This window comes from Thermoplasmata archaeon, assembly GCA_038874435.1.
In the GTDB taxonomy this organism is placed as follows: domain Archaea; phylum Thermoplasmatota; class Thermoplasmata; order Lutacidiplasmatales; family SKW197; genus SKW197.
Genome location: JAVZCK010000002.1, coordinates 149538 through 163702, shown reverse-complemented (window position 1 = coordinate 163702; position 14165 = coordinate 149538). Strand labels below are relative to the sequence as shown.

Annotated in this window: 12 protein-coding genes and 3 tRNA genes; 4 read left to right on the top strand and 11 right to left on the bottom strand. The window is 44.3% G+C overall.

From position 1 onward, the window contains the following. Positions 1-78: 78 nt before the first annotated feature. From aksA to QXD64_01620, 6 genes are all read right to left on the bottom strand, one after another. Positions 79-1239, bottom strand: coding sequence for a homoaconitate hydratase (aksA, locus tag QXD64_01645; protein MEM3396017.1), 1161 nt, complete (start codon positions 1237-1239; stop codon positions 79-81). Positions 1240-1271: 32 nt separating this feature from the next. Further along, positions 1272-1357: transfer RNA gene (locus tag QXD64_01640), tRNA-Ser, on the bottom strand. Between the two features lie 47 nt (positions 1358-1404). After that, a tRNA-Gly gene (locus QXD64_01635) sits at positions 1405-1478 on the bottom strand. Between the two features lie 62 nt (positions 1479-1540). Next, positions 1541-3481, bottom strand: coding sequence for a hypothetical protein (locus tag QXD64_01630; protein ID MEM3396016.1), 1941 nt, complete (start codon positions 3479-3481; stop codon positions 1541-1543). A gap of 64 nt (positions 3482-3545) precedes the next feature. Continuing rightward, positions 3546-4379, bottom strand: a complete 834-nt coding sequence (locus tag QXD64_01625) for an MBL fold metallo-hydrolase (GenBank protein MEM3396015.1) — start codon at positions 4377-4379, stop codon at positions 3546-3548. Then, entirely contained in the window at positions 4376-5839 is a 1464-nt protein-coding gene (locus tag QXD64_01620; protein MEM3396014.1) for a 4-hydroxyphenylacetate 3-hydroxylase N-terminal domain-containing protein, read from the bottom strand. Before QXD64_01620 ends, QXD64_01625 begins: the two co-directional genes overlap by 4 nt. Before the next feature lie 117 nt (positions 5840-5956). Between QXD64_01620 and QXD64_01615 the strand changes: the two genes are divergently transcribed. From QXD64_01615 to QXD64_01600, 4 genes are all read left to right on the top strand, one after another. Continuing rightward, positions 5957-6364, top strand: coding sequence for a 4Fe-4S dicluster domain-containing protein (locus tag QXD64_01615; protein ID MEM3396013.1), 408 nt, complete (start codon positions 5957-5959; stop codon positions 6362-6364). A gap of 9 nt (positions 6365-6373) precedes the next feature. After that, the gene (locus tag QXD64_01610) at positions 6374-8272 is read left to right on the top strand and encodes an aldehyde ferredoxin oxidoreductase family protein (GenBank protein MEM3396012.1); all 1899 of its coding nucleotides are present in this window, start codon (positions 6374-6376) and stop codon (positions 8270-8272) included. A gap of 46 nt (positions 8273-8318) precedes the next feature. Continuing rightward, on the top strand, positions 8319-9209 hold the full coding sequence (locus tag QXD64_01605) for a phosphatidylglycerol lysyltransferase domain-containing protein (protein ID MEM3396011.1): 891 nt from the start codon (positions 8319-8321) through the stop codon (positions 9207-9209). A gap of 368 nt (positions 9210-9577) precedes the next feature. After that, positions 9578-9650: transfer RNA gene (locus QXD64_01600), tRNA-Phe, on the top strand. Positions 9651-9681: 31 nt separating this feature from the next. Here QXD64_01600 and QXD64_01595 read toward each other — a convergent pair. Genes QXD64_01595 through QXD64_01575 form a run of 5 tightly spaced genes read right to left on the bottom strand, consistent with a single transcriptional unit; the run spans position 9682 to position 14122 of the window. Next, positions 9682-10914, bottom strand: coding sequence for an OFA family MFS transporter (locus QXD64_01595; protein ID MEM3396010.1), 1233 nt, complete (start codon positions 10912-10914; stop codon positions 9682-9684). Between the two features lie 48 nt (positions 10915-10962). Next, positions 10963-11616: a PHP domain-containing protein gene (locus QXD64_01590; protein ID MEM3396009.1), complete on the bottom strand. Its 654-nt coding sequence runs from the start codon at positions 11614-11616 to the stop codon at positions 10963-10965. Further along, positions 11617-11868: a MoaD/ThiS family protein gene (locus tag QXD64_01585; protein ID MEM3396008.1), complete on the bottom strand. Its 252-nt coding sequence runs from the start codon at positions 11866-11868 to the stop codon at positions 11617-11619. After that, positions 11849-13714, bottom strand: coding sequence for an aldehyde ferredoxin oxidoreductase family protein (locus QXD64_01580; GenBank protein ID MEM3396007.1), 1866 nt, complete (start codon positions 13712-13714; stop codon positions 11849-11851). The genes QXD64_01585 and QXD64_01580 overlap by 20 nt, the downstream gene beginning before the upstream one ends. Continuing rightward, on the bottom strand, positions 13715-14122 hold the full coding sequence (locus QXD64_01575) for a 4Fe-4S dicluster domain-containing protein (GenBank protein ID MEM3396006.1): 408 nt from the start codon (positions 14120-14122) through the stop codon (positions 13715-13717). Positions 14123-14165: the final 43 nt, after the last annotated feature.

Here is a 14165-nt window from a genome sequence, read left to right as displayed (position 1 = left end):
ATAGCCTCATTATTCACAGGCAGAAGGGCTTACATAGAAATGGTATATATAACTTTGCTTCCAAGTTGGCACCAGGGCTCATTTTTTATTTCTAAATTTTTCCAAAATTTCAAGCAACTTCTCATCACTAACAAAACCCTCTTTAGTACCTTCTCGCTTCACCTCAAGAAGCACCTTTTCAATCTCTTCATCAGAAATCTGGATACCATACTTCTGTAGTTTTGCCTTAAGCACGCCCCTGCCAGAGTGTTTCCCGAGTAAAATTCTCCGTCCTCTTGCAAGGACTGAAGGAGAGACGGGTTCGTAGGTAAACGGATTATCAAGAACAGCAATTGCATGTATGCCAGATGAATGTGTGAAAATATTTTCACCAATCCAGGGCTGGTTTTTTGGAATCTTGAGTTTTGTATGTCTGCTTACAATTTCAGCTAATTGCTGGAGTTTTGAAGTTTCTATTCCTGTTTCTATACCCCGTAAGTACTTGACCGCCATCACAAACTGCTCTAGCGAGAGATTTCCGGCTCTCTCTCCTATTCCCATAACAGTGACAGCAAAAGCATCGGCTCCTGCATCAAGACCAGCAAGAGCGTTGGCACAAGCTAGTCCAAAATCGTTATGGAGATGAAGGGATAGAGGTATCTTGTATCTCTTTTTCAACTCTTTTACAAGAAATGATATTGCTCCTGGATCAGCACAGCCAACAGTGTCCGTGATGCCAATCCTCCCCACACCATGTTCATACGCAATCTCATAAATTTGATGTAGAAATTCAAGTTCTGTTCGCGTTGTATCTTCAGTGCTAAAGCAGACATTGAGACCCAAACTCCTTGCGAAATCAATGCTTTCCCTCGCCACTTGCAGGACCTCTTCTTTCTCCATCCTCAACTTCCATCGTCTATGTAATTCAGAAGTAGCAATAAATAGTAGCACGAGGTCTATATTGCACTCAGCACATGCTTCAATGTCTTCTTTCCTGCATCTTGAAAGGCCCAGAACCCTTGCATTCGTTGTACTCTTTACTTCTTTTATTGCATCTCGCTCTTCTTCCGAAACTGCGGGATATCCAGCTTCTATTTCTCTCACTCCTGCATCCACGAGTGCATGGGCAATTTCCAGTTTTTGCTCTTTTGTGAAGGCAATACCTGGCATTTGCTCTCCATCACGAAGTGTGGTATCATAGATAGTTATCTTTCGTTTTTCTTTTGTACAACTGTTGTACGGGCTCAGGGCTGAATCCATTTTTCCTACCCTTTTTTCTTTTGTGTTTCTAGCGCTGAGGAGGAGATTTGAACTCCTGAGGGCTTTTGGCCCACTAGATCTCGAGTCTAGCGCCTTCGCCAGGCTAGGCTACCTCAGCACATAGCTTTGGGGAATTAACCCTACCTATTATTCAAGAAATTAAAGTGCAGGTGCCGGGATTTGAACCCGGGCAATTAGCTTGGAGGGCTAATATCCTAGCCAGACTAGATCACACCTGCTTGATTTCTGAAATAATGAATAGTATATAGAGATTACGATTTTACTATCTGGCATCTTGGCATCAAGCCTCTTCTTCCTCCTCTCCTTCTTCCTCTGTCACTGCCTCTTTCCTTCTCCCAAACCGGTGAAGAAGAAGCATGTTAGCTGCTTCCATTATGTCATCCTGGGTGACATGGTCTCTGCCTTCGAATGCTGCATTTGTTCTTGAAATCTCATCCACGAGTACATCCACATTGGTTCCCTGTTTGTCAAGAACACACATCCTTGCAATCACAGCCATCATTTTGTTCGAAATTGTCACCGTTGGAAGAATTGATCTTGCCTTCATTATCTTGGCTGTAAGTTCCTCCTCATCCTTTGCATATTTCTCTCTGAACTTTTCAGGGTCCTTGTTAAACTCACGCACTCTCTTTATAACTTCAATTCTCTGTTCTAGGTCCTTTATTGGTTCAACATGCACATGAAGAGCCATCCTGTTGAGAATGTGAAGAATCTCCTCCTCTTCAGACCTCAAATTCTCCACAACAACCATCGGGTGTGAATTGTTAAGTTTCTCTGTATGAATACTCAAACAGGCATTGTTCAGAACTGTGTCGATTAAATATGTGGCCTGCCCATTTTTTGAGAATATGTTACCAGTAAGATATCTATCTTCCTCCCACCATTCTTTCAGAACAACACCAGATGTGGCATCCACTGAGATAATCTGCTCCTTTATTTCAGAAAGACAGTGAGCAAGGCCGAGCACGGCTGTGTATTTCCCATTCCCCTCATTTCCCCAGATTAGCACACCACCAATCTTTGGATTTATAGCACTCAAGATGAGGGCGCGTTTCATGTTTTCCTGTCCCACAATTGCAGTGAATGGATAAGGGGTCTTCTTGATCTTCCTACTCAGAACACCATACGCCCCTCTCTGTAAAAATTTGGCTTTGATCTCTGCTTCAATTGTCTTTCGCATCTCCTCAACTTTCTTGTCCAACTTTTCCTGGTATGCTTTCTCAAGGCCCTCCTGTTTTTTCTTGTATTCTAATTCATAACTTTCCTTTAATTGTTCTGTCTTCTTCGCAAACTCAAGTTCCAGTTGCGACCGCATTGCATTCTCCATTTTCTTAATCTCGTTCTCCATTTCCTTTTCAAGACGTTCTTCTTTGGTTCTGTATTCAATCTCCAGTTTGTTTCGGAGTTCCTCCTCATGTTTCTTGAACTCCAATTCCATCTTCGCTCTTATCGCCTCCTCTGCCTTTCTTATCTCTATGCTCATTTCTCTTTCTCTTTCTTGTTCCCTTGTTTTAAATTCAAGGTCAAGTTTGGCTCTGATGTCCTCCTCTTTTTTCTTAAGTTCCAGTTCCATTTTTGAGCGTAGATTGTTTTCTGCATCCTGAAGTTTCGCGTTCATCTGTTTTACAAGTTCATCCTCTTTCTTCTTCAGTTCCATCTCGCTCTTGGTTCGTAATTCCTCCTCCTTTTTCTTAAGCTCCAGTTCCATTTTTGAGCGTAGATTTTCTTCTGCTTTTCGCATTTCTTCTGCAAACTTCTGAGCGCGAGCCTCTTCTGCTTTCTTCGCTTCCAACTCATAATTTGCCTTCAATTCATCCTCTTTTTTCCTCAATTCAAGCTCAAGCTTCGCTTTCATTGACTCTATCTCTTTTTCCATTTCTTCTCTGTATCTTTCTTCAATTTCTTCTTCACTCTCCTTGAGCTGTGTCTCAAACATTTTCCTGAGCTCTGCTTCTTTTGCAGCGATCTCAGCACTCATCTTTGCTTTGCATTCCTCCATTGCTTTAGCCCTAATTTCTTCTTCCCTCTTCTTAAAATCTTGCTCTAACTTGGAAATTACATGGGCCTCAATTCCTTTCCGTAGAGCTTTTTCACGCTCAGCAAATTCCTCCTCAAGCTTCTTCCTAAGTTCCTCACTTTTTTTCTTGATACCTTCTGCAATCTTTTTCTGGATGAATTTCATCTCAACATCTTCTTCGGACTCCATTTCTTCTTCAGGCATAATTCACCACAGTCCTCCAAATACTTCCAAATACTTATTTGTATCGGAATACCTAGAACTTCCACTACATATGCAGGAATTTCCTGTTGGCTTCAAGCATCCTGTTCTCCTGCCCAAGAAATTCTGCAAAAGTATAAATTTGTTTATGACCATAAACTGGTGCACATCGTTCTTTGTAAGAAAGGTCTCGAAGGAGATGATGGTCCAGGACTATTTTTGCATTTGTTTCCTCAATGATTCTCACAAGGTTTGCATTGGCTCGCTCCAAATCCCTTGCACTGAACTTCCAGCCGAGAAAGTAGGAAGGAGGTCCATCTATCACTAGAATCTCTGGCTCCATCTCAATCAAGACATCTGCACTATTTTCCACAATTGGGCCCTGGACATCTGAAGCATGCACAAAAACTTCGTCTTTCTCCTCTACTCTCGTTGCAATAACGAAACCCAACCTGCTTTTCTCATTTCCATGAGGCAATGGCTTTGAAAAGGAAATCTTCGTGTTACCTATGGAAAATTCCTGTCCATCACAAACTACAAGCTCTGCTTTCCCTTTGAATTTCTCAAAAAAGAAAGCTGCCCTTTCCTTCTGGCTCCTGTTTATGTTTTCCTCAGGGTCTTTCACAAAAACCTTTTTTCCAACCCAGAAATCCTCGTCTGGGTCGTGATGGTCATAATGGTAGTGGGAAATAACAAAGGCATCGCAATTTTTTGCAATTTCCCTGATTTCTCCCTTAAATTTATCCAGTGCCTCCCATTCTTCCGCAGCAGGAGGCAGCCCGTACCTGCTTGGCCCGAGTGCAGCACTCGGGTCTATCAGCATCGCTAAATCCCCAGTTTCCACATAAACACAAAGGGAGCGCACACCCATTGAATCTGAGCAAACTGGCTTCACAATCACTTTTTCTTTTCCTCCTTCACCTTGATGTCCTCACTCACATCCGCAAGTTTCTTTGCTAGTTCCAGATAGAATCCGTCGAAATCGAGTGTTCTCCTTATAACAAGCTTTGCAGCATCTGCACTGCCACCACCATGCATGCAACCAGGGACACCAAGACCCATTGTGGTGTATTCAATCAACCTAGCAATTTTCAAGCGAGATTCAGCACTTGCCCTTGCCCTGCAATACTTTTTCACAAGTTTCCCTAGTTCTGGATGTGTAAAATCCTGGTAGGAGGGGACACAGCCGACTTCTCCGATACCCCCTGCTATGTCCTGGCAAATGACTGATTGTTCGTAAGGCAGGGTTGCCACATGGACTTTAGTCACAGATGAAAGCAGGAAATCAGGGAAGAAGGCACCGCTCTCATGCTTTTTTCCAAGGGCACAGGCAGCAGCTCCACAACCAAACAGCGTTTCGTTCATTACACCCATCTTTGTCAGTTTTTCGTTGAAGGGCTTACTTCCAAGGCCATTAATGTGGGCCATTGCCACAGCAGACGCTATCTTTATGTCTCCCTGACCAGCAACACAACCACCCATTGTACTCCGCTCACAGGCAGCAAATCGCATCACGCAAGGGCCAGCAAACTCAGGAGTATCCATGAAGAAAATTCTGTCTTCTGGAACAAAAACATCGTTAAAGAAAATCCAGCTTTCAGAAACACCGCCTTTTTCACAACCCTTGTCAAAACCCTCCTCAAGTTTCCTTGTATCTCCAGTCCGCCTGTTTTCTATCAACACGAGATTTTCCGCATCCCTTGGAATTGCAAAGGCGATTGCATATTCCTTCTCATCCTCTTTGAGACCAGTGGTTGGCATCACAATCAACTCGTTGGAGGCAACAGCACCTGAAATCATCACCTTTGCACCCCTTACTACGACACCGTTGCTCCGCTTCTCAACCACATGAAGGTATGCATCCTTGTCTTCTTGCTGGCCTGGTGAGAATGCCCTGTTGCCCTTTGCATCTGTAATTGCACCTGCAATTGCCAGGTCATTTTCCTGAGCATACGCCAGCCATTTCTTAAATCTTCCATGGTAGTCAGTTCCATACTTTTTATCAATTTCATATGTGGTTGCCCAGAGTGCATTGATGCCGCTCCAGCCAACACATCTGCCACCAGTGCAAGTCCCTGTTTGCTGGAACATCAACCGCTTGATTTTGATGTTTGCAATGGCATCATCTCTATTCTCCATCACTGAAAGGTACCTGTTGATTTTTTTACCAGTTAGATTTGAGTTTGTCGTGAGCAGGTCCTGGTATTCTGGCATCAGTGCCATTTCATAGATTCTTGCCACACCCTTGATTGTGTATTTTGTTGTGCCATGGGCTGTCACATCCTCAATCAACTTCCCGAACTGGTAGACATTACTCCGCATCTTTTTGATGCTCTCAATATACTCCTCTGCAGTCTTCATGATTGGGCAAAGACACCATGTGAGATAAAGGTTTAGGTGGGTGCATTCTGAAGCTGAAAATGTAGCTCTGCAATAACCTTAAAATACTCTTCCACATTCTATTCCATCGGTGTTTGGATGTCATCAGGAGCTAAAAGAAAGACCAGAATAATGGTAGATAAGGAGAAGTGCACTGGTTGCAAGGCCTGCATGCTCGCCTGTGCAGTAAAACACACTGGAAAATACTCTCTATCCATGGCAAGAATCTGGGTGAATGAAATTGATGAACTTGAAGTCGTGCCAAATGTCTGCAGGCATTGTATCTCTCCTGCTTGCCTGAAGGCATGCAATGCTGGTGCAATCAGAAAAGAAGGGGAGGTTGTGATTTTGGATATGAAAAAATGCACTGGTTGCAGGGCTTGCATAGATGCCTGTCCTTTTGGTGCAATAAAATACTCAAACAGGCTAAAGAAGGCACTGAAATGTGACCTCTGTGACGGAGACCCCGCATGCATCAAAGCATGTATAACTAATGCCCTTTATTGAGGTGAAAAAATGTATGGATACACAGGCAAAATTCTTGTTGCGGATTTGTCAAAGGAAAAAACCTCTGTTAAGGAGCTTGAGCGAAGCAGAGCAAAGAAATATCTTGGCGGTGTCGGGCTTGCCGCAAGCTTTATCTGGGAACTGACAGATGCAAAGACAGACCCATTGCAGCCAGAGAACCCACTTATCTTTGTAACAGGGCCTGTCAATGGCACAGGTTTCCCACCAACTGGAAGGTTTGCGGTCTGCTCCCTCTCTCCATTGACTGGAATCTGGGGTGAAAGCCATTCTGGAGGTTTCTTCGGCCCGATGATGAAGTATGCTGGCTTTGACATGCTCTTGATTACTGGCAGGAGCAAGGAAGCGGTCTATCTTGCGATAGATGATGGGAATGTGGAATTGAGAAGTGCTAAGCATCTCTGGGGCAAAGATGTCCTGGAGACAACGGATAGAATTAAGGAAGAAATGCCTGGTGCAGAGGTTGCCTGCATTGGTCCAGCTGGAGAAAATCTTGTGAAGTTTGCCTCAATCCAGGTATGCAAATACCGTGCTGCAGGTAGGACTGGCATGGGTGCAGTGATGGGGGCAAAGCATTTGAAGGCAATTGCTGTCAGAGGCGAGAATGAAATCAAGGTCTACGATGTAGATAAATTCGTGGCTTTAGTTGAGGAAGCAAGACAAAGATACACGAAGGAGCGGTGGGGAATTGCCGCCCAGGAATCGCTTGGAAAGTATGGAACCACATCTCTGGTTGAGGCAGAGCAGGAGATTGGACGCTTGCCCACAAAGAATCATAGCACTGGCATCTTCAAGGATTTCGACAAGATTGGTGGCGAAGCAGTAAGGAAGTATGTGCGAAAGAAACGAAAGGCCTGCATGGGCTGTGCAATCCAGTGCAAGTATGTGGCGGTTATCGATGCTGGTGAGTTTGGTGGCACAATCACAGAGGGGCCTGAGTATGAGACGCTCGTGGCTTTTGGCTCTGATGAACTCAATTCCAGATTGGATGCAATTGTGTATGCAAACTACCTTTGCAACAAACTCGGTCTTGACACAATAAGCACGGGCAAGAGCATTGCATTTGCAATGGAGTTGAGTGAAAAGGGACTGATTAACCAGAGCATAAAATGGGGCGATGTTGAGACCATGGTGAAACTTGTGGAGGACATTGCTTACAGGCGCGGCTTTGGCAATGAACTTGCAGAGGGTGTCCGAAATCTGGCTGCAAAACTTGGTGCCGAGGCAGAAAAACTCGCAGTGCATGTTAAAGGGCTTGAAATGTCTGGACAGGACGGAAGGGCACACAAGTCAATTGGCTTAACTCACGCGATTTCTGTGAGAGGTGCAGACCACTTACGAAGCATTTCCTGTCTTGATGAACTTGGGTATGTGGATATAGCAAAGGAGCGATATCCTGAGGATGCAAAAATAATTTTAGATTTGAGAAGTGAAAAATTGAAAGGAATTTTAGTTGAGGACATGGAAACAAACTATGCGATTGTGGACTCGCTCATCATCTGTAAATACGGCACGATGTGGCCGCCAATTTTCTACTATTCAGATTATGCACGCCTGATTTACTACACGACTGGCTTCAAGGATTATCAAAAGCCAGAGAATGTGAGAAAATTGGGAGAACGCATCTGCTTGCTCCGTAGAGCAATCAATGCAAGGCGAGGAATCACAAGAAAGGACGATACCTTGCCATACAAGCAACTCCACGAGCCAATGCCTGATGGCCCTGCAAAAGGAGAGGTTGTGCATCTCGATGTGATGCTGGATGAGTTCTATGATGCAAGGGGCTGCACGAGAGATGGAAAGCCAAAATACAGCAAGCTCAAAGAATTGGGAATGAAGCAGGTTGGTGATGCACTGGCAAAGGAAGGGATAATTTCAAAAGAGCATTGATTGCCATCTCAGCAACCATTATACCCATGAAATTATTCCCGAAAACATGGCAGTATTTCCTGATTTTGAGCCATTGGGCCTGGAGCACAAGGTGTTGAAGGAAGTGCTTCTGCATGCTAACCCTATAACTTCGGAAATGTGCTTCGGAAGTTTGTTTATCTGGAGGGATACATACCCTGCGTACATCTCAAAAATTGGAAATGGATTTGTGCTTAAGGGTGAAGAAGAGTTTCTGATGCCAGTATGTGAAAGAAATCCTGCAGAGACAGAGAAGATTGTGCAGGCGATTGAGGACTACAATAGAGCAAGGCAAAAAAGAACAGTTTTCAGGTTCACACCAAAGGACTGTGCTGAGTTTTTGAAGCAAAGAGCGTATGAGATTGTGCCAGATAGGGATAACTTTGATTATCTTTACCTTACAGAGGAGCTTGCAACACTGCCAGGACAAAAATACTATAGCAAGAGAAAGGACATAAAAAAATTTGTTGAGAAAACTGGTGGAAATGCTGTGTTTGTTGAGTTAAAACAGGAACATCTTGAACAGTGCCTTGCACTCAATCTGAACTGGATTGTGGAGAAAGAGTTGAACAATGACTTTCATGTGATGGCAGAGCATCGAGCACTGGAAAGAGCTGTAAAGCATTATTTTGAACTTGAGTTCATTGGCTATGCGGTGCTGCTTGATGGGAAGGTTGTGGGCTTCACAATTGCAGAGCCATTAAACAAGGACACCGTTGTTGTCCATTTTGAGAAAGGAGATTATCGTTTGCCAGGAATATACCAGTATATAAACCAGAAATTTGCAGAGGCAATGTTAGGCAAATTCGGATACATCAATCGGGAACAGGATTTGGGGATATCTGGCTTGAGAAAGGCAAAGGAATCATATCACCCGATTACCATGGTAGAAAAATACACATGCACGAAAGAAACATGAGCACTTTCACTCCATATTTTGTTTAAAATCTGTGTGAGCCAGAATTCATAAATCAACCAAAGAAAGCACATTCACTTTCACTCACCCCTGGTGTTGAGATATATAAACCTCCCTGCCCATACAGTTATTGGTGATAAAAAATGCAGGAAGAATTTGACTGGTGCTCCTGGGAAGAAATCTACAAAGCACTTGGAGTAGAGGTTTACCCCGCTGAAGAGGCAGAAGTTGCGGAGTAACCTCTCCCCAACAAATCCCAATGCTCCCATCACCTTCATCATCCCACCCTTCTTATTTTTTTCAGGTGATGTGGCAACCTACTGTGTTACCCCCGAAAAATTAATGTATTCCCTTTATCTCCCCCAACTAAAGCCGCGGTAACTCAGTTGGGAGAGTGCCAGACTGAAGATCTGGAAGCCGCCGGTTCAAGTCCGGCCCGCGGCACTTTTGCAATGCTTCCCTGTGTACTCATTTGTTATTTTTGTTTAAGCATGAGGAAAGCCACAGCCAGCCCTATCAGAGCCAAGCCACAGACATATGGAAACACATTGAGATAACTTCCAGTTGTGTCTTTTATATAGCCTGCAAGCAATGGCCCTGCAATTGCCCCAGCCCCATAGGCAACGAAAACAACGCCATAGCATCTTGGGTAGTCCTTAGTGCCAAAGTATGTGGCTGTTGCTGCAGGAGCAATTGCAAGCCAGCCCCCAAGGCAACCCCAGAGAATTGCAAAGGAGAGAAGGTAAATTTCCATTGTGGGCTTCACTATCAGTAGCAAAGCACTTAGTGCAATCAAGCCAAATGATAACATTGCTGTTCTCTGCGGATTAAGCATGTCCGTGAGTTTTCCGAACGCAGGTCTACCAAGCCCATTGAAAATTGCGAAGAAACCAACAAGCATAGCTGAAATTTCTGCGGGGACATTCACCTCGCCGCTCACTTGCTTTGCAATTCCGATTGCCATGAGTCCTGCAAGACAACCAATGAAAAAGCTGAGCCAGAGCCCATAAAATGTTGGAGTTTTGAGCATCTCTTCTCTTGTATATTCAGTTTTCTTTTTCTCATCTTTCTTTACAGGCGGCTGCCAGTTCCTTGGCTTCCAGCCAGATGGCGGAAATTTCATCGGTAAAGCCAGTAGGAAAATCAGGGCAATAAAAATCAACCCAAATATTCTGAGTGTTGACATTATGCCATATGCTCCGATGAGCCAGTTTGCAAGATTTGCGGTGACAAAGGCAGAAAAACCAAAACCGAGAACAGTTAAACCAACAGCAAGCCCTTTGTTATCTGGGAACCAGCGTGTTGACACTGCGATTGGGCAGCCATAGGCAATACCCACACCAATGCCTCCAATCATACCATAGGTAACATACATCATCTCAATTTGTGTTGAAAATGAAGCGGAAAGCCAGCCAAGACCTGTGAGCAAGCCCCCAACGATTGTAATTTTTTTCGGACCAAATTTTTCTATAAACTTGCCTGTAAGTGGCATCGCAATTGCGAAACAGGCGAGGAATATTGAGAAGGCAAGCAGCATCTGTGCATCAGATGGCCTTGTTCCTAACTCTCCAAAATATGTCTGAAGGGGTTTCTGGAACACTGACCATGAGTAAATTGTTCCAAGGCAGAGGTTGATTATCAAACCTGCAACAACAAGTAACCATCTTCCTTTCTCTGCATCCATTCCGAGAATTTTTTCATCAGACATTTAAGAGCACCTCAAGTCGGGAAAAGAAGGGGGATATAAACGCTTTCTCTAAACTCTCCTAAATCCTCTTTTTATATATCCACTGAGCATTTTTCCATACTGGGCTATCACGCTTCCAACTCCTCTGGAATTTCCATAAACTTCCACATCGCCTTTGCTAATTTGCTCAAGCAAATTCTCGACTTTCTCTGCATCAGCAACCACATAGCTCGTTCCAACTTCCTCAATGCTGTGGGCATCGGAGCCTGCACTAAAACCTTTCTTTCCTTGCTCAGCAATCTCTCTTGCCTTTCTATTCACACCAGCACTGTTCCTTGAGTTCTGCACCTCTATAGCATCGCAGTAAACTCGTTTAACTAAATCACCAATCCCAGAAACAAATCTGTATGGATGCGGGATAACCACGAAGCCACCAGCATCTCTAATTTTTTCAATCGTTTCCTCAACTGAAAGCCCTTGCTTCACCTCAACATCCAGATTGTAGCCAATCACATGCCCTGCTTTCGTGCTCACCTCAATCCCTGGCACAACAAAAACGCCTAGAGTTTTTCCAAGCTTCACACCATGCAACGCACCTTTTATTCTGTTGTGGTCCGTAATGCCCACGCCAATCCCGAGCTTTCTTGCATATCTCAGCAATTCCAGAAGCTCAATTTTTGAATCCTGCGAATACACTGTATGCACATGCATATCCACTTTCACTCAACCACCCAGCACACTTGAAAAAAACTTCACAACATCACCATCCTGCAGGACATAACCACGCTCAACTCTCCTGCCATTAACCACGATAATTGCTGTCTCCGTCGCTTCAATTTTTCTATTAAGTTCTGGCATGTTTGCATTCAGTTCACGGAACACATCTTCCAATGTGGCATTTTTCGGGAGCGAAAGGTTCATCTCCTTCGCATACTCCCTGAAAGCACCGTAAAATTCAATTCTTATGTTTGGCATACTCGCTCATCGCCGTTTCCCATTCTTTGAGAAGGCCAAGTTTCGCAGCACATTCCTCTGTTGGCAGTCCATTTTCACTCCAATTTCTGAGCTGGTAATACTCTTTAAGCATCATTTCCAGATTTACAACCTGTCCTTTTGATGGTCCATCTGGCAATGGCTCTTTCAAAAATCTTTCTGGCAAGTAGTCAGAGCTAGCATCCAGACCCTCTCTTGCATTGAACAACCGCCTCAGATTCGCAATCCGCTCACCCACAAGCCCGAGTTCTTCCTTTGTGAATCTCATTCCAGTAACCGGGTAAAGAATTTCTGCAAAGTCCTCGAGCCAGAACACAGGTGGCCAGCCACAAGTATACCAGCAAGTTATCAGTGAATCACGGACAGCAAAAACATCCTCGCACACCTTCACGGCCAAAGCTTTGTGGGTTTCCGAGTAAGGATTGCATATTTCTGGTAATGTATGGGCTCCGAAACGATGCGCCGCTGCTTCCTTGTAGCCGAGCTGGTCAACTGTAACTAGTGAGCGGAGATGGTCAGCACCACGCACAGAAATTGCGTGTGTCAAGCCCACAGAACGATGGGCTCTGCCATCCTGGCCTGAGATTTCTAACCCCTTCACTTCCATTGCAAATTTTTCAGCACCAATTTTCCCAGCAACGGTTCGCATTCCCTCAGCCAGCAAATCACCGATGCCTTCCCTTTCTCCAATCATTTTCACGAGCTTCACAACTGCTTCACCATCACCCCATTTAATCGGAAACTCGCTCTTCAACAACCCATGTTCATAACATTCCATTGCAAAAGCAATCACACAGCCAGCAGAAATGGAATCCAAACCATATTCATTGCAGAGATAGTTTGCCTCCAGAATCTGTTCAAAATCAGAGACCATGCAGTTTGAGCCAAACGCCATTGTACCTTCATATTCTGGCCCACCAGAAATTGTTTTTCCTGCCCTGTAAACTTTCTTGCACCTTGTTCTGCAGTTAAAACAGGCACGGTGTTTCACAAAATATTTTTCTCGCAGATATTCGCCTGTAATCTTATCTGCATCCTCAAAAATGCCCCTTGAGTGGTTCTTCGTCACGAGTTCACCAATTGCTGACTTGTAAGCCACCAGAATGTTTGTGCCAATATTATGCAAATCATGGTTTTGCTGGCTCTTCTTAAGTTTCTGCTCCGCCTCCTCTATTTTCTTGATGTATGCATTTCGGTCATAGACCTCAAAACATCCTGTGCCTCTCACCGCAACTGCCTTCAATTTTTTAGAACCCATCACAGCACCAAGCCCAGTTCTACCAGCTGCACTCGCATAGTTTGTAATTATTGCTGCATATTTCACAAGTTTCTCGCCCGCTCTTCCAATGCCCATCACTTCGCAATCTGGCAGTGATTTTTTAAGCTTTGTCTCCACCTCATGCGTATTCTTTCCCCAGAGTTCTGTAGCATTCTTTATGCTTACCTCTCTGTCCTTTATTTCAAGATAAACTGGCTTTTCAGAAACTCCCTCGATAATTAGAAAGTCATAGCCGGCGTATTTAAGTTCTGGTGCAAAGAAACCGCCAAAATGGGATTCACTCCAGATGCCTGTTGCTGGTGATTTTGAGCAAACCACACCTCTGCCCGCAGACATCCAGAGTGTTCCTGTCAATGGTCCAGTTCCGAAAATCAACTTGTTTTCAGGTGAAAGAGGATTGATACCTGCCTTAACCTCATCAAATAAGAGCTTAGCACAGATACCAGTGCCGCCGATATAATTCTGGATTAATTCTTCAGGTAGCTTTTCTTCCCGCACCTTTGCTTCGCTCAGATTGACCCTCAGCATTTTGTTGTTGTAGCCCTTCAATCAATCCACCTCCTTAAGGGATAGCACTCCCTCTGGACAATGCTCAATGCATTTTGGCGCACCATTACACAAATCGCACTTCACTGCCTTTTTCAAAACAGGATGGAGTTTTATTCCTTCGTAGGGACAGGCACGGACACAGGCACCGCAACCAGTGCATTTCTCATGGTTTACCATAAGCACACCGACCTCATTAGGCGCGATTGCTCCAAACTTGCATGCAGCAAGGCAAGCTGGCTCTTTACACTGCCTGCAAATAACAGGATAATCCACATCTGGCTCTTCCTTCACGATTTTAATCCGTCCATGCTTCCAGTTCTGGCTCCCAGAATTGTACCAGGCACAGGTGGAGGCACATACCCTGCATCCTGAACAGCCATCACCTTTATACTCTACCTTTTTGTGCATACTCTATGGAATGAATAGAGGTATAAAAGGGTTCATGGAAGGC

Bases quoted from the DNA above. Each gene is read 5' to 3' on its own strand.
- aksA (MEM3396017.1), bottom strand. From the start codon at position 1,239: ATGGATTCAGCCCTGAGCCCGTACAACAGTTGTACAAAAGAAAAACGA.
- QXD64_01630 (MEM3396016.1), bottom strand. From the start codon at position 3,481: ATGCCTGAAGAAGAAATGGAGTCCGAAGAAGATGTTGAGATGAAATTC.
- QXD64_01620 (MEM3396014.1), bottom strand. From the start codon at position 5,839: ATGAAGACTGCAGAGGAGTATATTGAGAGCATCAAAAAGATGCGGAGT.
- QXD64_01615 (MEM3396013.1), top strand. From the start codon at position 5,957: ATGTCATCAGGAGCTAAAAGAAAGACCAGAATAATGGTAGATAAGGAG.
- QXD64_01610 (MEM3396012.1), top strand. From the start codon at position 6,374: ATGTATGGATACACAGGCAAAATTCTTGTTGCGGATTTGTCAAAGGAA.
- QXD64_01605 (MEM3396011.1), top strand. From the start codon at position 8,319: ATGGCAGTATTTCCTGATTTTGAGCCATTGGGCCTGGAGCACAAGGTG.
- QXD64_01595 (MEM3396010.1), bottom strand. From the start codon at position 10,914: ATGTCTGATGAAAAAATTCTCGGAATGGATGCAGAGAAAGGAAGATGG.
- QXD64_01585 (MEM3396008.1), bottom strand. From the start codon at position 11,868: ATGCCAAACATAAGAATTGAATTTTACGGTGCTTTCAGGGAGTATGCG.
- QXD64_01575 (MEM3396006.1), bottom strand. From the start codon at position 14,122: ATGCACAAAAAGGTAGAGTATAAAGGTGATGGCTGTTCAGGATGCAGG.